The sequence below is a fragment of the Paenibacillus sp. MSJ-34 genome, assembly GCF_018918005.1.
Classification (GTDB): domain Bacteria; phylum Bacillota; class Bacilli; order Paenibacillales; family Paenibacillaceae; genus MSJ-34.
Genome location: NZ_JAHLPR010000006.1, coordinates 12473 through 32856, shown reverse-complemented (window position 1 = coordinate 32856; position 20384 = coordinate 12473). Strand labels below are relative to the sequence as shown.

The following is a 20384-nucleotide window of genomic DNA, read 5'->3' as shown; positions in this document are numbered from 1 at the left end:
TTAAGACGCCTCCTTCTTCCGGTTTGCAAAGAGCTTGAGGAGCCAGTTCACGCTTGCGCTCGCCGCAACGAAGAAAATGATCAAGGCGATAATGATATCGACCAGTTCTTCGGGCACTCCCGCGCCGAACTTGATTCCGGCCGCTCCATAGGTCAGAATGCCGAGCAAGACGGCGCTTAAAATGACGCCAAGCGGCGTGTTTCGACCGATAAGGGCAACCGCGATCCCCATCAGACCGTATCCCGGGAACGCCGAACTGATCGATTGATAATGAAAGACGCCCATCGCTTCGCTGGCGCCGCCGATTCCCGCGAAAATTCCGCTGATCAGCATCGCTTTGACCATGCTGACGTTTACGTTAATCCCCGCATATTCGGCCGCATGCGGATTAAAGCCTACCGCGCGGAGTTCGTATCCCTGCTTCGTTTTCCATAAGATCATGTAAAAAATCAATGCCAACAGCAAAGCGACGACGATTCCGAAATGAATGCGGGAATTGCCAAACATTTGCGCCAGGCCGGCGTTGTTAAGCCAAGCGCTCTCGTGCATAAATTTGGATCTCATCTGGTTAGGCTCCAATAGATATGCCCTGACGACGTAATTCGCCACATGCAATGCGATCCAATTCAGCATTATCGTCGTAATGACTTCGTGGACGCCGCGCGCCGCTTTTAAATACCCCGCAATCGCCCCCCATAAGCCGCCGACGAGCCCTCCTACGATCATTGCGAACGGGATATGCACATACCACGGCAGTTGAAATTGGATGCCGATAAATGCGGCGGCGAGCGATCCCATAATAAATTGCCCTTCGGCCCCGATATTGAAAAGCCCGGTGCGAAACGCGAAGGCAACCGACAAGCCCGTAAAGATCAGCGGAGTGATCTGGCGAATCGTTTCCCCGAGGCTGTACCAATCGCCGAAAGCTTTATTAAACAAGGAAGTATAGGCCAATATCGGATTATAATTGCCTATTAGCATAATAACAGCCCCAAACGCCAAGCCGATCACAATCGAGACAAGCGAGACGACGGACGATTCTTTAAACAACCACTTTGTCAGTTTGCTCATGCGATTCTCTCTCCCTGCCCTCGTTACTGCCGGACATCATTAAGCCGATTTCTTGCTCGCTGGTCGTCTTCGGATCTACGATTCCGACAATTTTCCCCTCGTACATTACCGCGATCCGATCGGATAAACTCATGATTTCATCGAGCTCTAACGAATATAGTAGAACGGCCTTGCCGTTGTCGCGTTGCTCCACCAATTTTTTATGAATAAATTCGATGGCCCCGACGTCAAGCCCGCGGGTCGGTTGCGTTGCGATAAGAAGATCGGGATCGCTAGCGACTTCCCGGGCAATGATTACCTTTTGCTGATTCCCCCCGGAAAGCGCCCTCGCCTCCGTCGTTTCGTTAGGCGTTCGAACGTCGTATTCCTCAATTAGAGCGATGGAATGACGGTTTATTTTGTTGTAGTCGAGCAATAAACCGCGATTGAATTGGGGGTAATAGTAGTTTTTAAGCACCATATTTTCGCTAACCGTAAAATCGAGGACCAGTCCCCTTTTTTGGCGGTCCTCGGGGATGTAGCCGATTTTGGCTTCCGATATTTGCCGGGGCCTGGCGTTTTTAATCGATTTGCCGCCGAGCAAAATTTCTCCGGATTTTACTTTCCTTAACCCGGTCAACGCCTCGATCAGTTCTCTTTGTCCGTTTCCTTCGACACCCGCAATGCCCAAAATTTCGCCTTTGCGCAATTCGAACGATAAATCCCGCAAGACGGGAATTCCCCTTTGATCTATTGCGGTAACATTCGAAACGCTCAAAATCGCGTTCTGCGGATTCGCCTCTTCCTTCTCCACTGTAAAATTAACTTGCCGTCCCACCATCTTCGCCGCCAGTTCGTCCACGGTCGTATCTTTGACGGGAATGCTGTCGATTACTTTGCCACGTCTAATGATCGTTACTTGATCGCACACCGCCATAATTTCTTTCAGCTTATGCGTAATGAGAATGATGGTCTTGCCCTCCTCGATGAGACTGCGCATGATGCCCATAAGCTCCTGGATTTCCTGCGGAGTCAGGACGGCCGTAGGTTCGTCGAAAATTAAAATGTCCGCGCCGCGGTATAACGTTTTCAAAATTTCAACCCGCTGCTGCATGCCTACCGATATATTTTTGATCAATTGATTCGGTTCCACTTGCAGGCCGTATTTGGCCGATAGTTCCTTCACTTTCTTGACGGCGTAACTGTAGTGGATCGTAAACCCTTTTCGCGGCTCCGCGCCGAGAATAATGTTTTGCACGACCGTGTAGGGCTCAACCAGCATAAAATGCTGATGGATCATACCAATCCCCAGAGAGATCGCCTTCTTCGGATCGGAGATGTCCGTCTTCTCCCCGCGAATCAAAATTTCGCCCTCATCCGGTTGATATAATCCGAACAGGATGTTCATCAGGGTGGATTTGCCGGCGCCGTTCTCTCCGAGCAAAGCGTGAATCTCCCCTTTCTTCACCTTGAAGCTGATCGAATCGTTCGCAACAATGCCGGGAAACCGTTTCGTAATTCCTCGCATCTCCACAACAGTTTGCTCTTCCTGCATAGAAGCACCACCTACATCGTTTTTATCGTAACAAGGCTAGTTCGTTGTACGACTAGCCTTGTTAATGAATCGCCCGTTATGCCGTAGGAACCTCGATTTCGCCTTTCACGATTTTGTCGGCAAATTCCTTCACTTTTTGCAAAACATCGTCCGGAACGTTCGGATTATTATCCGGCAAGCCCACCGCGTTGTCGCTCAGTCCCAAATTTTGCTTGCCGCTTTTAAAATTGCCGTTCGCCAGATCCGTCGATATTTGAATGACGGCCTTGTCCACTCGTTTCACCATGGAAGTCAATGTGATTTCATGGCCGAACGTCAACGCCTGATCTTTATCGACGCCGATGACCCAAATATCGCTGTTTTTCTTCTTCCGTTCGATTCCTTCGTTAAATACTCCGTCGCCTGTCGAACCGGCCGCGTGGAATATAATATCCGCCCCGTCGTTATAGATCGTGGCCGCTGCCGCCTTGCCCTGGTCCGGAGCGTCGAAAGCGCCCGTGTAGTTGACGATCACTTTCAAGTCCGGATTCGCCGCATTCACCCCCGCGACGAAACCTAACTCGAAACGTTTGATAACCGGAATCTCCGCTCCGCCGACAAAGCCTATTTTATTGGATTTGGTCATCAGCGCCGCAACGACTCCGACGAGAAAAGATCCTTCCTGCTCTTTAAATGTAATCGAGGCTACATTCGGCGCCTCGACTTCCCCGTCGATAATGGCCAGCTTCGAATCCGGATTCTGATCCGCCACTTGCTTGATGGCGTCGGACATCATAAATCCGATTCCCCATGTCAAATCCGTTCCGTTCTTGACGAATTGATTGAGGTTGGGAACATAGTCCGCATCGCCCTGGCTTTGCAAATAGCTCACCTTCGAGCCCGTGGCCGCTTCGAAGGTTTGCAGCCCTTCCCAAGCGCTCTGGTTGAAGGAATTGTCGTTCACCCCTCCGACATCCGTTACCATGCCGACGGTAATCGTTTTCTTCGGTTCTTCGGCCGGCTTTTCCCCGGCGCCGGAGTTATTGTTTTCCGCCGGAGGCTGTTCGGCGGTTGGATTGTTCTTCCCTCCGCAACCGGCCAACGCCAGCGTAAATACCATGACGAATACGAATAATAAAATCCAACTTTTCCTTTGTAAATTCATCTTGCATGAAACCCCCTTAAATGGTTTGATCGTTCACAACATAATATAGAATAGACACCATATAAAACGCTTACAAAATAAATTATGGAATATACCGCCCTCCTGACACCTCCTATCGCAAGCAAGTGCATCTGAAATAATGATCATCTTAGTATGAACATATGTAATATACGCTCATTATATTTGATTTTCCCATAAATGTAAATGATTAATATGCTATTATATGAAATATTTGCAATTTAAAATGGACGCCCTGATGCAAAACAGGGCGTCCTTCCATTAAAATATCAACCGGCGGTCTAAAGATTCAGCAAGCCCGCAACGACTTGGGCCGCTTCCGCTCGGGTCGTCGTCTCGCGCGGGGCGAAGAGATCCGCTCCCCGTCCTTGAATCAACCCTAAACCGTACGCTGTCCGAATGTAGGTTTCGGCCCATGGCGCGGCTTCGGCATTGTCCTTAAACGGAGCGGGAGCTTTCGTCTCCGCTTTCGTTCCCGTCATCGCTTCGTATGCCCGAATGATCATCGCCGCCATCTCTTGCCGCGTGATTGCGTCGTCCGGTGCGAACGTCTTCTCGCTCTTGCCGGAGACGATTCCCGCCTGGACGGCATAAGAGACCGGCTTGGCGTACCATTGATCGGAGCCGACATCGGTAAACAGGACGTCTCCCGGAGTATTAAGATGCAGGGCGCCTGCCAGCAAAGCGGCGAATTCCGCTCGGGTAACGGCCCGATTCGGCTCGAACGCCGTCTCGCTAACGCCTTGAACGATTCGTTTCGCCGCCAGCTGCTGTATCGTTTCCAACGCCCAATGCGAAGGCGGAACGTCGGCGAACGTCTTTTTATATTCCAATGCTCCGTATTGGCCAAGCCCGGAAATATCCGCCGCGATATAACCGTTCTCGAGTTTGCCGCCGATATAATCCAATCGGCCGCGTTCGTCGGCACGGTATAGACCGACAAGTCTAGGATTCAAGGACCGATCCGCCTTCAAGCCGAGAGTTACAGGCTGATCGAGCCGCGGCAGAGCAACCTTGTCTCCGTTTTTCTTCACAGCGAACAATTGCAAATCGTACATCGAACCGGTTAACGTTACGCCGGTCGGATGCGAATCGAATTTTTTCTTCCAATCTTCCATCGGAGTGACGAAAAGCTTGATGACGACGCCGTCCCTGTCTTCTTCCGCAATGAGTTCCGACAAGGCTTTAAGCGTTCCGGCGGGCAATACGATCGCCCATTTGTTCGAACGGATTGCAAGCGGATGACCCGCCAGCAATTCGGATGTTTCGACGGGCATCGTTATTTCCGTGATCCGATCTTCTACGGAAATCGTCACCTGGCCGCCGTTTGCCCGATTGTTGTTGATGTCGTCTGCGGTAATCGAACGCGACACGTCCCGATTTTGTCCCGGATCCGGTTTCGGCTGCGTTACGTTCCCCTTGCCGCTGTCCCCGACAGGTACGCCCCACACCGGATTTCCGCCGCCCGACGAATCGCCCGGCTTGTTGCCCGGATCTGTCGGGCCAGAATCGGTCTTGATCAATTCTCGCGTATCGCGCACGCGAATCCAGTATCCGCCCTGAAATTTGCCGGCCAGTCCTACGGCTTCAAGCGTATCTCCAACTTGGAGCGCAGGAGGTTCTCCGCTTTGTTCCGCAATATAGCCGTCGATAAAGATAAGCGCTTCGCCGCTGCCGTCGTCGATAATAAACGTGCGGTCCGGAATTCTCTTAATTTCTTTGACGACTCCCTTCAGTTTCACCAGGAGTCCTTGTTTATCTTCGTCCCGAGCTTCGCCGGTTTTGATCGTTCTCGGCTGCAACGGCTCGCCCGGCGTTTTGTTCAGCTTCAGAACGTTGTTCTCGAAATTGTCGAACATAATCTCCAGGTTGTTTTCGAATATTTTCACATGGCCGTAAATTCTGACCGTATCCCCGAGTTGCACCGCGTCTTTGGGAACTTCGTTAAAGGCCATAATGCCGCCTGTGTCGTCCTGGATATAGAAAGCGTCGAAGAAGACACCCGCCGCGCTGGTCGCTTTGCCTTGAACGACGATATCCGTTCCTTCCGGCAATTTGCGCGCTTCGGCGATCGGCAGAACAACCGTGCCGCGCTTCGCCAGCCAATTGAACGCGTTGCGCGTGAAGCGGTCGTTCTGATTCTTATTGCCCACCTGTCTATCATTAAACACGTTCATGCCGGACACCAGCACGCGGCCTTCTCCGATTTGCTGGGAAGCGATCAGCGGGATCACGGCGCCTTTCTCTTCGCCGGACGTATCGTAGGCCATCCCCTCGGATTTAATATTATTCTGATACGTCGTTACGTTCCCTCTTGCAAGGATCGTAACGGAATCGTCTTCCGTAAGGGGTTGCTTGCCAATTTTCATCAAACTGGCCCCGCTGTAATAATCGATTTTGCGAACGAAATCCGTCATGTAATGATCGGCAGGTTCCGGATGTAGCCGCACCGCCCACGGACTGGCCGCTGGATTGGACCAGAAATTCCCTTCGTCGCTATCGTCGAACACGCCGTCATGATTGACTTGAATCTCCGATCCTATTTTTTCCAATAATATGTTATTCAATGTCGGATCGCCGCTGTTATTGCTTTTCGCCGTTACCAATAACGACCCTCCGCTCCGCACGAATGCCGCGACAGCCGCGATCTCGTCCTCCGTCAACCGGCTGTTCTGGCTCGGATGCGAAATCATCAACACCCCGACATCGCGCAAGAGCGACTCCGTCAGCGGATTTTTATTTTCGACGACAGTGTATCCCTCGTCGCGCAATATTTTGGTCATGCGTTTCAATTCGTCCTTATATTTGCCGGGGTCGCTCGACGAGTTTTCGTTCCCGTGCGCCGCATCGATCATGACCGTAATGCCGAGCGGTTCCTTGACATGGACGGGAAGTTCGAACAAATTGTTCTCCGCGGCGTTCCCTGTCGGCGGATTGGCAATCACGGCAATTAGCTTCCGGTCGCCTCCCTGCGGGTTATCCCAGGCGATCGTTACATTTGCCACATTTTTGGCCGGTAGCGACTCGATAGAAGCTTCGCCGATCCAATGTGCTTCGTCGACGGCATCGTAGTACATTTTTACAGTCAGGTTCCCTGCATCCCTCTTACCGAGGTTGCTCACAACGGCCTGAAGGTTAACCGGATTGCCGGCAATGATGCTGCCACCGATCACTTCAATGTTTTGCAGCTTGACGTCGACATCGACTTCTCTCGTCCAAATCGGAGCCGAGTAGGTGCGGCTGCCGTCCATTTGAGTTACTTTCACGAGAAACCATTGCTGTCCCCCGTCCACCTTCACTTCCGGACTCCACGTAAAGCTTTTGCCGTCCTCCGCGAAGTTCCCGCTATTTCTGCCTGGGGTGATAGCATCATATACTTTCCCGCCGTTTGTGATAAGCTCTACCGTTTTAATCCGTTCGTCAGGCTGAAACCCTTCCGGCACATAAGTGTAAGGTTCGCCCGAATCCCCGCCCTTGATGGAGAAATGAAGCTGCCGGCTGTCCACCACCGAGCCCATATAGTAACCGTTGGCTTGCACATCCAATGTAAAATGCGGCGACTCGGACATGTACACCCGCATATTCCGCATCGAGTCCAGCAACGCTTCCCTCGTCAAATCTTCCGCCACGATAATCGTCCGTCTCATCGTCTGGCCCCATACTCCGTTATGATGGTCCTCGCCGAAGGTAGGGGCGATATGCCAGCCTTTATCCAGCGTCTTATAATACAATTCTTCGATATTGGAATACGTGTACTGTCCGGAACCGTTCCCTACCTCGAACATCGTAAACACCTTGTCGATGTCCTGATCATACGGAATGAAGCCGTTAAACGGAGGCGTCGATCCCCCCCAGTTCGGATGGTTGAATTGGGCGACCAAATCGTAATCATGCGTTTTCGCCCATTTATAATAATTATTCAGATTTTGATATATACCGCCGTCCTGCACGCGATCGATGAAATTTTCCGTTCCGAATACGTTGGAATGTCCCCATACCGTCGAAGTCATCTCGAAAGAGCGAAATGCGACGAATTCACCGTCTTTGGTGCTTGCGTCAGCCACCCTTTTCAATCTGTGCCATTCCGATGTTTCCGGATCCATATTTCCTGTCCGCTCCGGCATGCCGCGATGATCGACACTGTCCTGATTACGGTCGTCCACATCGATGTCATGGGAGTGATCGGTAAAGGCGAACCAGTCGTAACGATGGAGCCGGGCGGCAGTTACCGCTTCCTCCAGAGAGCCCTGCGCGTCATGGGAAATGCCTGTATGATTATGCGTCGAACCCCGATAATGATTTCCGCCTTCGAATGTTTTGACGATTTCGAAAGTCCATGCAAATTGGCCTTCATTCCCCTTCCGGTCCTTGACGCTCATGTCGACACGATATGTACCGACGGTTAAATCCCCCTCCGTCCGGATGTTAATTCGTCCCGTTTCGGGGTCGTAGTCCGCAGACACACGCGCGTCGTTCAGTTTCGCTTCTATCGAAGCATCGTCGATCCCGCTCGGATCGAATACCTTTACCGATATTTCCGGCCGTTTGTTTTCCGTTCGGCTTCCATCTGCCGGCATTTCTTCGGAAAATACCGGACCTTCCCGATCCTCCTCCAATGTCACGCGAATCGGGTCGCTTGCCGTGCCGGCATTGGCGATTTGCGCCCCCGCCGTCGCTTCGATGTAATATTCGAAGACATTGCCGGGAATTTGCGATTTGGGAAGCAGCGCTACGTATTGATCCGTGGCCGAACTTTCCATAGGAATGACACTATAAGAGGACCCGTCGATTCCGCGGTAATAAAACGTCACCGATTCGGCATTGAACGCCTTGGCGGCAAATGCAAGATCCAGGTCCGTATAGCCCCGCTCCACAGGTTCGTGCTGCAATTCGAGATAGCCTACAAGATCCGCCGGGCTCCGCGGATAAATTTCATATCCCGAATCGTAAGGGGCAAACGTTTTATGCTGTCCGACAATTCCTGTGAACAAATACGACTTGTTTATTTTCAACTGCTGAACCGCATCGATATGCGTGCCGCCGAATACTTTGACGACAGCCGATTTCCCGTCTTCGGCGACGATCGTTACGATATGGTTCGCACCCGCTGCCGTCACGCCGGAAACTTTCCCGCGTACGGTGGTCAAGCGGCCTTCAAGCGGCTCCGCCACGGCGTAATCGTTCAGATCGGAAATCGTCGCATGGAACGGAGCGGGCATAGGCTGCTCGCTTTCTTTGGCGATCGTGCGAGGAACCACGAGCGTCATCCCGTCGGCGAATCCGACTTTTCCGGCAATCAGCAATTCGTTGCCTTGCCGTATATATTGGCCGTACACATCGTCCGATACGCCCGCGATCAGAACTCCGCCGGTATCGTCTTGTATGAAGAATCTGTCGTCGCCGAATACATGATTGTCTACCGTAACTACGCCGCGAATCATGACGGCGGCGTCGAGGTTCACGGGGATGCCGTTGCGGTCGTTAACCCGTATTTCCGCAATATCGATCACATCTTCCGAAGGATCGTAGCCTGCGCGGTCGATGCGAACAAATCGGCTTTCCGCGCGATCCGGCACCTTGTAAGTAATATAGACGGTGTTATATATCCCTGATTCAGGCAATTCGATTTGAAAGTGTCCTTCCTCATCCGTTGCCCCCGAAGCGACCTGCCTATATTCGGCGCCGTCCAAAACATAAATGTTCACCTCTGCGTTATACGGCGGCTCCCCATATACGATTCTGGTGACGGTATCCTTGGCGACGGAATCGTCATAGGCAAAGCGAATGCCGCTCGCATCGGGAGCGGGCGAGACCAGAACCGGCTCGGAAGCGCTTTGCGAATTGCGAATTCTGATGTTCTTATCCGGGTCCAGCGGATCGGACGCTATATGTATGACAAAATCCGCAGACGCGTCTCTCGTGAACCAGCCGTTGCCGGCGCCTGTTCCTTTTCTGGGATCGCCGCCGTCGTTCGTTTTGCGGAGCAACGTTCCCTTCTTGAAAGCTTCGACGCCCACGTAGCCGTCGTAATCCGGCGAGGATTCCGGCGCGATGATCGGATTGCTGCCCCAATACTCGTTAGGCATGTTGGAGGAACTGTCCGCCCAGGCCACGAAATCCACGACCGCCGGATCGTCCTTGCCTCCAATCGGCTCCGTCTTTCTGGCAAGCGCCAATTTCCCGTAGCTTTGCGACGGATTGATATTGGAAGCAATATCGGGGGAAATTGGCAACGGTTGCCCTCCCTTATCTCCTACGGTTCCGGTAATTAAAAAATAACTGCGGGGTTTAATAATTCCCGACAAAGCTTGAAGATTGTTACCCGTTTTAAAATTCCCGGTTCTGGCGGCATATTGCAGCGACCAACCGGTTAAATCCACATCGTGATCAGTGGGGTTATAAAGCTCGAAAAACTTCGTGTTGTAAATCGCGCCGACGTTTCCCCCGGCATTATAAATTTGGCTGAGCACCACATGGTCCGCCGTCGCAGCTTCGACACGCGGGACCAGCGCTTGCGGGATCGCCGTCGTCACCAACATGATCGCCGCAAGCACGAGGCCGAACCATTTCGTTTTTCCGTATTTGCCCATCAATCGAATCATTCCACGAACCTCCCGTTTTCACGAATTCATTTGCGCCAAACAAGAAGTATATGGTAAAATGGGCATGGCCTATTTACTATGAACGCAATTCATAGCAAATTCAAGGTCGTGCGGCTATCTGTCAAATGCGCCCCGTCACAAGCCTTTTGATAGATAGCTTTCATTATTCCTTTAAACGGATTGCTCCGTTTGCCATGACCCCATATTACCGATTATCCAGCACCGAAAGGCATGTCAAACATCATTTGACAGCGCTTTCTTAATTGGCGTCACCTCCTACTCTTTTTTGCGCTTTCCCCTCATTTTGCAATTCTGAACATATGTAAAATCGGGTTTTTTACAACTATAGTTCATATTCGATAAATTGTAAAGTATTTCTAAGTTTTTTGTTTCCTTATAAATAAATTAAGATGGTATCGTGAAATTACGTTTCAACTTCCATTTCCATTTGTTCAACCCACTTTATTAAGCTTATTTTCCCGAAATACCCCACAGAGGAGGAGAAGCGACAGACAGTGTGAAGAAAAAGGGATATCTACGGCGGCAGTCTAAATCGGCCAACTAACGAACATCCCCTGCAGCTTCGATCGGAAATAGCAAAGCCGGCGAGCCCGTGCTCGCCGGCGTGAAACCAACGGTTTACAGAGTGGCCGCCGTATCCAAAGCCACTTCCATCATTTCGTTGAAAGTCGTTTGCCGCTCTTCCGCCGACGTTTCTTCTCCGGTCAGCAGATGATCGCTTACAGTCAAAATCGTCAGCGCATTCACCCCGTATTTGGCCGCGAGAGTGTACAGCGCGGTTGTTTCCATTTCCACGCCCAGCACGCCGTAATCCATCAGCTTCTGCACAACGGATTTATCGTCGCGGTAGAACATATCCGAGCTGAAAATATTCCCGACATGAAGGTTCAATCCTTTGGCGACGCCCCGTTCGTACGCGGCTTTCAACAATGGAAAGCTGGCGATCGGCGAATAATCGTATCCCCCGAAAACATGGCGGTTCATGCTCGAATCCGTACAGGAAGCCTGAGCCAGAATGACGTCGCGGACGCGCACATGCTGCTGCATGGCGCCGCATGTTCCTACGCGAATCAAGTTTTTCACGCCGTACTCGTTAATGAGTTCATTCGCATAGATGGAGATGGAAGGAATACCCATGCCCGAACCTTGCACGGATACGCGCTTATCCTGATATGTACCCGTATAGCCTAACATACCCCGAACTTCATTGTAGCAGGTCGCGTCCTGTAAATACGTTTCTGCGATATACTTCGCCCTTAACGGATCTCCAGGCAACAGGATTGTTTCTGCGATATCGCCCGGTTTGGCGCCGATATGCGTACTCATCGTAACTTCCTCCGTTTCATGTTTTGGTTTTATTTCATTACCTTTAAAATATAGTTTTACAACTCCAAATGCAACCGGCGCGTGAGAAACTTATCAATTCTATTGTGGTCGAAAAAAATCGACCGCGACGACCGGTACTTATCATACATTATTTGATCAACAGTTCGCTGATCTCTACTAGATTTTCCGCAAACCCGACGAACACCTTGTCGCCAATTACGATCGTCGGAACGATTTGTTTTCCCGTCAAGTTCCGGACTTCTTCGGCATAAGCCGCATCTTCTTCGCAATTAAAATCGGTATACGCAATGTTATGTTCTTGAAAATAACGTTTGGCATGGTTGCAATCGCTGCAGGTCGGGATCGAATATATTGTGACCGGTTCATTCATTGTACGCACACTCCTTTATGCGATAACTCATGTAATCTCCTTCATTTCTGTTTATTATGGAGTTTTTTGCAGTTAAAAATCCGATACCGGCCAAAGCGGCCGGTATCTTTGAGAAAGTATAATGGCTTTTATACCGCATTATATCCTTTATTGCGGATTACTTCTTTGATGTCGGCGAGCTGCAGCTTCGATTCGTCGTACTTGACGCGTACGGTGCCTTCCGCCATATTCACATGGGCTTCGGCGCCAACCGCTTCAAGCGCGCCTTCAATTTTGCGAATGCAGGAGCTGCACGACATTCCTTCTACTTTCACGGATGTTTCTATCATGCTTCTTCACCCCCTTCCGTCCAGCCGCGTTATCCCGCGATTTGCCGCAACTGCTCAATCGACACCCGATTGACGAATTTGCTGAATTTCTCTTTCCCTTTGGCATTAGCTTTATAGTATTCAATGATTGCCTTGACGGCCGGAACGAGCCGCTCTTCCGTCAATCCGGCCATAAGCAATTGGGCCAATCCGGCCTTAATGCCCTTCGGTTCTCCTCCGACGTAAATGTCGAATGTATCCTTCATTTTGACGATGCCGATATCTTTCAGCAAAGGCTCGCTTGTTCCGAGCGCGCAACCCGCGTAACCGATCTTAAGCGGGGCCGGCGTTTCGATGCCCGCCACAGCTTGGTTTAGCATTCGCGCCGTTTCCAAACCGGCCGCTTCCGCCCCTTTGCAAAAATTGCATGCGATGAGGCTTTTGGTCACGAAACCTGCCGGGTACACCTCGAGACCGAATCGCTCAAGCTCCTCCTTAACGGCATCGCGCCGATCGAGAGGCACTTCGACATAAAGCTGCCGGAACGGCGTCATTTCGATTCTGGCGTCCGGGCCCGCGACAATACCGATCTTGGCGAGCTGTTCCGGTGTAAATAGGCTCCCTCCGACTTGAATCGGAGGGGCTACCGCGATTTTCGTCGTCTCTCCCATGCCCATTCTCCCTTACTTCGGTGTTATTGGCGAATTTTAACCCGTTGCAAACGAAGCGCATTCAGGACAACGGAAACCGAACTTAGCGCCATCGCCGCGCCTGCCACCCACGGTGCCAATAAGCCGATCGCGGCGACCGGAATTCCGAGCGAGTTGTAACCGAGCGCCCAGAACAAGTTCTGCTTAATGTTTCTCATCGTCTTGCGGCTCATAAAGATGGCATCCGGAATGCTCGACAGATCGCCGCGCATGAGCGTTACATCCGCCGCTTCCATGGCGACGTCCGTGCCGGTGCCGATCGCCATCCCGATATCCGCCGTCGCGAGAGCCGGCGCATCGTTAATGCCGTCCCCGACCATGGCGACTTTCTTGCCTTGGGATTGCAGCTTCTTCACTTCTTCCGCTTTTCCTTCCGGAAGCACTTCGGCGCGCACATGATCGATGCCGACCTGCGCGGCGATCGCCTTCGCCGTCCGTTCGTTGTCGCCCGTAATCATGATGACTTCGATGCCCATTTCTTTCAAGCGGCCGACCGCGGCTTTCGACGTTTCTTTAATCGTATCCGCTACCGCCACAATACCGGCATACCGATTATCGATGGCGACCAGCATGGCTGTTTTCCCCGCTTCCTCCAGGCGGGCCATCGTTTCATAGGCATGGCTCGCATTGACTTCATATTTTTCCATCAATCGGCGGGTACCGACCAGCAATTCCTTTCCTGCTGCGACAGCTCGAATGCCATAGCCGGGGATCGCTTCGAACGATTCCGTTCCCGGCAGCGCGATATTCCGTTCTAGTATGCCCGCTACGATCGCTTCTGCGAGAGGATGCTCCGAATTTTTCTCCGCCGCGCCGACCAGCGTGAGAAACTCTGTCTCGTCGCCTTCCGCCATAATGTCCGTCAGTTCCGGCTTCCCTTTCGTTACTGTGCCTGTTTTGTCCAGAATGATCGTATCGATTTTATGGGTTTGCTCCAAATGCTCTCCGCCTTTGAACAAAATGCCCAGTTCGGCCGCGCGTCCCGATCCGGCCATAATCGAAGTCGGCGTTGCCAGACCGAGTGCGCAAGGGCACGCAATGACGAGGATCGCGATCGCTTTTTCCAACGCCCCGGCAAAATCGCTCGGCGTTACGAAGAAATACCAAACCAGGAAAGCGACAATCGCGATACCGACGACAATCGGGACAAAAATGCCGGAGATGACGTCCGCCACCCGTTGAATCGGCGCCTTGGAGCCTTGCGCTTCTTCCACGACTTTAATAATTTGCGCCAACGCCGTATCTTTGCCGACTTTCGTCGCGCGAATGCGGAGCATGCCGTTTTTGTTCATCGTTGCGCCGATTACCGTATCGCCGGCTTTCTTCTCTACAGGGAGACTCTCGCCGGTCAGCATCGATTCGTCCACCGACGAAACGCCTTCCAGCACTTCCCCATCCACCGGCACTTTATCGCCCGGGCGGATAAGAACGATATCTCCCACGATCACTTCTTCCACCGGAACCGTTAATTCTTGACCGTCGCGAATCACTAGAGCGTTCTTCGCTTGCAGTCCCATCAACGATTTGATCGCTTCCGACGTCCGGCCTTTCGCCAGCGCCTCGAACATTTTTCCCAGAATGACTAATGTAATAAGCACTGCGCTTGTCTCGTAATACAAAGCCGGTGCATGATGCACACCGTCACCGGCAAGGAACCAGTCGATCGTTAAATACAAGCTGTAGAAATACGCCGCCGATGTTCCGAGCGAGACCAGTACGTCCATATTGGCGCTGCCGTTGCGCAATGCTTTAAACGCGCCCACGTAAAACGGCTTGCCGATATAAAATTGTACCGGGGTTGCCAGAATCAGTTGAAACCACGGGTTCATAAAAAGTTCCGGCGTGTAAATCCATGAAGTAAACGAAAAATGTCCGACCATCGTCCATAAAAGAGGGAACGAAAGGATGGCCGAAATGATCAATTTCTGTTTTTGGCGACGCACTTCGCGTTCCTTGTGGTCGCTCGCGTTCGCATCCTCCTGCTTCGTTACCGCTTTATAACCGAGCTGTTTTACCTTGTTCTGCATATCGGATATCGAGATATCGCCGGGCGTATACTCGACCCGCGCCGTTTCCATCGCAAAGTTTACGGAAGCATTCGTGACCCCGGGCAGTTTCGCCAGCCCTTTCTCGATTCGGTTCGCGCATGCGGCGCAAGTCATTCCTTCCAATTGGAAATCGACGACTTCCTTGGCCGTATCGTAGCCCATTTTTTTGATCGTTTCTTCCAGCCGCCCGACGTTCACTTTTTCGGGATCGAATGTGACGCTTGCTTTTTCCAAAGCGAAGTTGACATTGGCGGAAGAAACGCCTTCCAGCTTATTTAATCCTTTCTCAATCCGGTTCGCGCATGCCGCACATGTCATGCCGGTAATTTGCAAAGTCGTCTGGCTGTCTCCCTTCATTGCTGTCGATGCCACGATGTCCACTCCTTCCGCGTTCGTCTATATTACAAAACGTCGTATCCTTGCTCTTCAATCGTTTCCTTAATACGTTCCAATGTAATCCGGCTTTCGTCATACGTTACGTCCACCGTGTTGTTGTCCAAATGCACTTTTCCGGTCGCTCCGATTTCCGCAAGCGCTCCTTCGATCGAATTGACGCAATGCTGGCAGCTCATGCCTTCCACTTGCAATGTCATGTTTTTCATTACAATCATCTCCTTAAGTAGAATCTCGTTTCTTTTTTTGTATTGTTGCCATTTCTGTCGTTCTTGTTTCTTAGTATACCCCCCTACCCTATATTGAGTCAAGTGTTTTTTTTACAATACCTCCGCACCCTATATTATGAGGAAAAAGAAAAGCAGCCATTCATGCTGCTTCAGGTTGATTGGCTCCCCGCAAGTTGTATGGAATACAACATGGAAAGAGGGTAAGGGCTTGATTGGGACGTTATGTTGCACAATCTACAACAAAAACGCAATATCAAGGCCAAACTGACGACGATCGGCACCATAATGTTGTAGAAAGTACAACATGGCACCTTTTATAGCACGGTGAGAAGATGAAATGTTGTAAATCGTACAACATGAATCCCGCTTGTAGGCAATAATGTTCCTTAAAAAGCATTGAAGCAGCATAATCGCTGCTTCAGACAGGAATTCCTTTTATCTCATTAACTTATTGATCGTTGTCATCAGTTCGGTCAATACTTCATCATCGCCTTCCTGAATCCGTTCAATGACGCAGCTTTTCATATGATGCTCCAGCAAAAGCTTACCGACGCCGTTGAGGGCCGATTGAACGGAGGCGATTTGATTCAATACATCGTCGCAATAGGTGTCTTTTTCAATTAAGCCTTTAATGCCGCGAATTTGGCCTTCGATCCGGTTCAAGCGATTGATTAGGCTGCTTTTCACTTTGTCGGAATGATGGCTCTTGCGCTCCGTCTCTCCGTGCGAGCAGCAATCCGCTTCCAAATCCATGGTTTGATCCGTTAATTCCGTATTCACGCTCATCCTTATCGCCTCCTTCTTAAATCGTATTATAACATACCCCTCACCCCTATATCAATTGGACCGATTAAATTCGGATGAGTCGCTTCATTGTTTTGATCGCATCGAAGTGCATCCCCTCATGATACAGGCAAAAACTCAACAATTCTTCTACCGTCGATAAGGTAAGCCCTGTGGAAGTTGTGTACGGCTGCTCGATTTGATCCTTCAGGCGCATTTCCAATGCTTGCTCTATTCTGTCCGTCTGACTCTCGAGCAATTGCATTAACTCGCGCATCGGCGGGACGCCGTCGTCCCAATCGCCCGGTTTCGTCCCAGGACCGAACAACCCAGGATAATGGTCCGGCATATTCGATGTCTCCCCGGTGAGAATAAAAGCGAACTTTTCTTGCGCGACATAAATATGCCCTAGATTCCACTTAATATTATTATTGAAGCCTACCGGTACGATCGCCGATTGCTCGTCTCCGATTTCCGCTGCTTGCCGCATCGTATTGTTCCGAACAAAACGAAGCTGATTGAAAAGGTAATGTTTCATCGTATCCCTCCCGCCCTTATTTATCATGATTATCTCATAATATGCGACTGAGTAAAGGATAATTTTGTAATGGCTTTGTTCCGGATTCCTGGACGTCGACAAGCAACCATTGGAATATTGGCCGATGTCAAGAACTTGATCCCATTCCCGTTTCGAGTCAACGAACTCTATTTCATAACAAATTAAAAGCTTGACACGAAACCATATGGTTTCGCAAATTACAAATGGAGGTAATGAATATGCAAAGTAACACTTCAGATCTTTTGCCGGACATCCGGCACACGTTCGAGTTAGACGCTTCCATTCTAACGGTATGGCAGGCTGTCACTACATCGGAAATTTTGGCCCAATGGCTTATGCTCAACGACCTTCAACTTACACTGGGACATACGTTCAATTTCCGCTCCCAACCTATGGGGGATTGGGATGGCGTCATTCAATGCAAACTGACCGAACTCGATCCTCCAAACCGCATCTCGTTTAGTTGGTCCGCCATGAATATGAATCACCATGTATCTTTTGTATTAAACGAAAAGGACGGAAAAACGCAGTTCACCCTCGTGCATTCCGGTTGGTCTCAGCCGAGTTCCATGTTCCGTGGAATTATGGATGAGGGCTGGGTCAAAAACGTTGAGCAACTGAAGACGTTAATTAAGGCATAAACGGCTGATAATTCTCAAGGCATTCTGATGAAGGAGAGTAAAATGGATAGCGCAGTACTTAAAAAACTTCGTTATAAACAAGGTAGAGCGATCGTAATCAACGCTCCGGGCGGATATGCACACGGCATTGAAACCGAGCAAGAGCTGCAGGGAAAATTCGATTTTGTTCAACTGTTTGCTTTGAATGCACAAGAAGTAAATGAATGGCTGCCAAAAATCATTCCAACACTAAACGAAGAAGCGCTATTTTGGATTAGCTATCCCAAACAGACTTCAAAAATGAAGAGCGATATCAACCGGGATATTGTATGGAAAATGATCGAAAGCACAACCGAGTATCGTCTGGTAAGTAATATTTCGATTGACGAAACTTGGTCCGCATTAAGGTTTCGCCATCAGGACAAATTTAAGAAATAGCTTGCTGTCTAAGTTATTGCAGCTTCTTTCACCCAAAAATGAAACAAAATAGTTCCATTTTTGGGTGAAAGGGGGAATTCAAATGCTATTTTGGGTCATTGGCTTTTGCCTGACGATGCCTAATGATTAGTTCGCCAAAGCAGGATGTATTTCAAGCCATCTCCGATCCTACCCGTCGCAAGATATTGGAACTGCTATTCGATACGGAGAAAGCTGTAAATGAAATATGCGGTCACTTTCCGATAAGTCGCACGGCCGTCACTAAGCATCTTCATATTTTATTGGATGCAGGTCTTGTCAAAGCGCAGAAAAAGGGGCGTCATACCTTTTACTATCTACAGCCGGAGCCACTCCTCGAACTGAGACGGTGGCTCTCCTTTTACGAGCAATTTTGGAATCGCAATATGGCGAATCTGTTGCGTTGTATTGAAACATTAAAACAAGATTCGCATAACGAAAAGTAAGGAAGTGAGTTCAGGTATGTCGAATAACGGAACGAAACTATTACCTGTTATGATCGCATTGCTCCTCGGCGTATTTATCGCATCGTTGGATAATACGATTGTAGCTACTGCAATGGGGACAATCGTGTCAGAATTAGGGGGGTCGATAAATTTGTTTGGGTCTCCTCCGCTTATTTGGCTATGGAGATGGCAGGTATGCCTGTTTTCGGAAAATTATCCGATATGTATGGCCGAAAACGCTTTTTCATACTTGGAATTGCCTTGTTCATCGTCGGCTCCATTTTATGCGGAACTGCGCAGAGTATAGTTCAATTAAGCTTGTACCGGGCTATTCAGGGAGTTGGGGCCAGCGCCATCATGCCGATTGCCTTCACGATCGTCTGGGATGTGTTTCCGGCCCACCAGCGCGGGAAAGTGAGCGGAGTGTTCGGGATCGTTTTTGGCCTCTCCAGTATTCTCGGGCCGCTTCTTGGAGCCTACATAACAGAGAATTTCGGTTGGCGCTGGGCATTCTATATCAATATACCGCTGGGAATTGCCGTTTTACTTTTGATTGTTCTATTTTATCGGGAATCGTCCCAACATAAGAAGCAGAACATCGATTGGCTTGGAGCCATCACATTAGTAGGTGCCATTGTTAGTCTCATGTTCGCGCTGGAGCTTGGAGGTCAACAGTACGACTGGAACTCCGGTGTCATCATCGCTTTAATTGCTTCATTCGCTGTATTACTATTCGTTTTCATTATAGCAGAAGCAAAGGCTGTCGACCCGATCATTTCTTTCGAAATGTTTAAAAGGCGGCTGTTTACTGCCAGCAACCTCGCAGGAATGTTCTACGGTGCCACTTTTATGGTGGCAACGTTGTATATTCCAATCTTTATTCAAGGCGTCACGGGAGGTTCCGCCATCAACTCGGGCTTGCTGCTATTGCCAATGATGCTCGGGACTTCCGTGACAGCAGCGCTTGGCGGCCAACTTTCGACCAAGCTCAGTTATCGCACTGTCATGATCATTTCAGCAGTTATCTTTATTGCTGGGATGCTCATGCTTAGTACGTTGTCGCAAGATACGTCCCAGTGGCAAATCTTTTTGTACATGACGATTGTCGGTCTTGGAACGGGAGCTTCGTTTTCCGTGCTCGGTATGGCTGCTATCCATCATTTCGAAAGTCATCAACGCGGCTCTGCAACTTCGACCAACTCTTTTCTTCGTTCGCTCGGAATGACCGTCGGCATTACCGTGTTTGGAGTGATTCAAAGAAACGTGTTTTCTCACAAACTTGCAGAGGATTTTTCCGGGCAAGGCCAAATCTCGACTGATCTTAGCTTTAAAGATCCGCACACCATACTATCACCGGTCACCCGTGCTGCCATACCAGAGCCTGCGTTGGAAAAAGTCACGATCGCTCTGTCAAGTTCCATTTCTCAAACGTTTCTATGGGCGTTGATTCCTGCGGCATTGACCTTAGTGTTCATCTTGATGATGGGCAAAGAGAAGTTGGATGCCGCAAAGGAAGAGAATCATACCCATTCCTACAATTAAAGGGTTGTTCCGTCATCCTTGACATAAACCGACAGGAGTTTTACAATCCATTGTGAAACCAATTGGATTCATGATGCACTGCTATTCTAAAGGAGGATGCAGCAAGGATGGAAAATAAAACCCAAAGTTTACTGCCGGATATCCGGCGTACATTTATTTTCAATGCTTGGGCGCCTCATTCT

General features: G+C 50.1%; 15 protein-coding genes and 1 pseudogene. 4 read left to right on the top strand and 12 right to left on the bottom strand.

What is annotated here, in order from left to right; all coding sequences use genetic code 11:
• The 12 genes from KQI79_RS04270 to KQI79_RS04215 all read right to left on the bottom strand — a co-directional run bounded on the left by KQI79_RS04270 (position 1) and on the right by KQI79_RS04215 (position 17117).
• Positions 1-1071 carry an ABC transporter permease gene (locus KQI79_RS04270; RefSeq protein WP_216536992.1) on the bottom strand — a complete coding sequence of 357 codons (1071 nt, stop codon included), beginning with the start codon at positions 1069-1071 and terminating at the stop codon, positions 1-3.
• Positions 1043-2605 (bottom strand): ABC transporter ATP-binding protein, encoded by a 1563-nt coding sequence (locus KQI79_RS04265; protein ID WP_216536991.1) that lies wholly within the window; start codon positions 2603-2605, stop codon positions 1043-1045. Before KQI79_RS04265 ends, KQI79_RS04270 begins: the two co-directional genes overlap by 29 nt.
• 76 nt (positions 2606-2681) lie before the next feature.
• Complete coding sequence (locus tag KQI79_RS04260; protein WP_230193111.1) at positions 2682-3749, bottom strand: BMP family lipoprotein; 1068 nt, start codon at positions 3747-3749, stop codon at positions 2682-2684.
• 299 nt (positions 3750-4048) lie between these two features.
• Positions 4049-10369, bottom strand: coding sequence for an S-layer homology domain-containing protein (locus KQI79_RS04255; RefSeq protein ID WP_216536990.1), 6321 nt, complete (start codon positions 10367-10369; stop codon positions 4049-4051).
• A gap of 639 nt (positions 10370-11008) precedes the next feature.
• Positions 11009-11716, bottom strand: coding sequence for a purine-nucleoside phosphorylase (gene deoD / locus KQI79_RS04250; protein WP_216536989.1), 708 nt, complete (start codon positions 11714-11716; stop codon positions 11009-11011).
• 148 nt (positions 11717-11864) lie between these two features.
• On the bottom strand, positions 11865-12107 hold the full coding sequence (locus tag KQI79_RS04245; RefSeq protein ID WP_216536988.1) for a glutaredoxin family protein: 243 nt from the start codon (positions 12105-12107) through the stop codon (positions 11865-11867).
• Positions 12108-12235: 128 nt separating this feature from the next.
• Positions 12236-12436 carry a heavy-metal-associated domain-containing protein gene (locus tag KQI79_RS04240; protein ID WP_216536987.1) on the bottom strand — a complete coding sequence of 67 codons (201 nt, stop codon included), beginning with the start codon at positions 12434-12436 and terminating at the stop codon, positions 12236-12238.
• A gap of 29 nt (positions 12437-12465) precedes the next feature.
• Positions 12466-13086, bottom strand: coding sequence for an NAD(P)/FAD-dependent oxidoreductase (locus KQI79_RS04235; RefSeq protein WP_216536986.1), 621 nt, complete (start codon positions 13084-13086; stop codon positions 12466-12468).
• A gap of 23 nt (positions 13087-13109) precedes the next feature.
• The gene (locus tag KQI79_RS04230; RefSeq protein WP_216537094.1) at positions 13110-15530 is read right to left on the bottom strand and encodes a heavy metal translocating P-type ATPase; all 2421 of its coding nucleotides are present in this window, start codon (positions 15528-15530) and stop codon (positions 13110-13112) included.
• Positions 15531-15574: 44 nt separating this feature from the next.
• On the bottom strand, positions 15575-15775 hold the full coding sequence (gene copZ, locus KQI79_RS04225) for a copper chaperone CopZ (protein ID WP_216536985.1): 201 nt from the start codon (positions 15773-15775) through the stop codon (positions 15575-15577).
• 456 nt (positions 15776-16231) lie between these two features.
• On the bottom strand, positions 16232-16549 hold the full coding sequence (locus KQI79_RS04220; RefSeq protein WP_216537093.1) for a metal-sensitive transcriptional regulator: 318 nt from the start codon (positions 16547-16549) through the stop codon (positions 16232-16234).
• Positions 16550-16646: 97 nt separating this feature from the next.
• The gene (locus tag KQI79_RS04215) at positions 16647-17117 is read right to left on the bottom strand and encodes a DinB family protein (RefSeq protein ID WP_216536984.1); all 471 of its coding nucleotides are present in this window, start codon (positions 17115-17117) and stop codon (positions 16647-16649) included.
• A 239-nt stretch (positions 17118-17356) separates the two neighbouring features.
• On the opposite strand from KQI79_RS04215, the gene KQI79_RS04210 reads away from it, so the two are divergent.
• From KQI79_RS04210 to KQI79_RS04195, 4 genes and pseudogenes are all read left to right on the top strand, one after another.
• A complete protein-coding gene (locus KQI79_RS04210) occupies positions 17357-17779 on the top strand; it encodes an SRPBCC family protein (RefSeq protein WP_216536983.1) in 423 nt (140 codons plus the stop codon).
• 42 nt (positions 17780-17821) lie between these two features.
• The gene (locus KQI79_RS04205) at positions 17822-18196 is read left to right on the top strand and encodes a hypothetical protein (protein ID WP_216536982.1); all 375 of its coding nucleotides are present in this window, start codon (positions 17822-17824) and stop codon (positions 18194-18196) included.
• 122 nt (positions 18197-18318) lie between these two features.
• Positions 18319-18660: an ArsR/SmtB family transcription factor gene (locus KQI79_RS04200; protein ID WP_216536981.1), complete on the top strand. Its 342-nt coding sequence runs from the start codon at positions 18319-18321 to the stop codon at positions 18658-18660.
• Positions 18661-18676: 16 nt separating this feature from the next.
• Positions 18677-20202, top strand: a pseudogene (locus tag KQI79_RS04195) (MDR family MFS transporter).
• The last annotated feature ends 182 nt before the right edge of the window (positions 20203-20384 follow it).

Bases quoted from the DNA above. Each gene is read 5' to 3' on its own strand.
- deoD (WP_216536989.1), bottom strand. From the start codon at position 11,716: ATGAGTACGCATATCGGCGCCAAACCGGGCGATATCGCAGAAACAATC.
- KQI79_RS04230 (WP_216537094.1), bottom strand. From the start codon at position 15,530: ATGAAGGGAGACAGCCAGACGACTTTGCAAATTACCGGCATGACATGT.
- copZ (WP_216536985.1), bottom strand. From the start codon at position 15,775: ATGAAAAACATGACATTGCAAGTGGAAGGCATGAGCTGCCAGCATTGC.
- KQI79_RS04270 (WP_216536992.1), bottom strand. From the start codon at position 1,071: ATGAGCAAACTGACAAAGTGGTTGTTTAAAGAATCGTCCGTCGTCTCG.
- KQI79_RS04200 (WP_216536981.1), top strand. From the start codon at position 18,319: ATGATTAGTTCGCCAAAGCAGGATGTATTTCAAGCCATCTCCGATCCT.
- KQI79_RS04210 (WP_216536983.1), top strand. From the start codon at position 17,357: ATGCAAAGTAACACTTCAGATCTTTTGCCGGACATCCGGCACACGTTC.
- KQI79_RS04220 (WP_216537093.1), bottom strand. From the start codon at position 16,549: ATGGATTTGGAAGCGGATTGCTGCTCGCACGGAGAGACGGAGCGCAAG.
- KQI79_RS04215 (WP_216536984.1), bottom strand. From the start codon at position 17,117: ATGAAACATTACCTTTTCAATCAGCTTCGTTTTGTTCGGAACAATACG.
- KQI79_RS04205 (WP_216536982.1), top strand. From the start codon at position 17,822: ATGGATAGCGCAGTACTTAAAAAACTTCGTTATAAACAAGGTAGAGCG.
- KQI79_RS04235 (WP_216536986.1), bottom strand. From the start codon at position 13,086: ATGGGAGAGACGACGAAAATCGCGGTAGCCCCTCCGATTCAAGTCGGA.
- KQI79_RS04240 (WP_216536987.1), bottom strand. From the start codon at position 12,436: ATGATAGAAACATCCGTGAAAGTAGAAGGAATGTCGTGCAGCTCCTGC.
- KQI79_RS04255 (WP_216536990.1), bottom strand. From the start codon at position 10,369: ATGATTCGATTGATGGGCAAATACGGAAAAACGAAATGGTTCGGCCTC.
- KQI79_RS04245 (WP_216536988.1), bottom strand. From the start codon at position 12,107: ATGAATGAACCGGTCACAATATATTCGATCCCGACCTGCAGCGATTGC.
- KQI79_RS04265 (WP_216536991.1), bottom strand. From the start codon at position 2,605: ATGCAGGAAGAGCAAACTGTTGTGGAGATGCGAGGAATTACGAAACGG.
- KQI79_RS04260 (WP_230193111.1), bottom strand. From the start codon at position 3,749: ATGAATTTACAAAGGAAAAGTTGGATTTTATTATTCGTATTCGTCATG.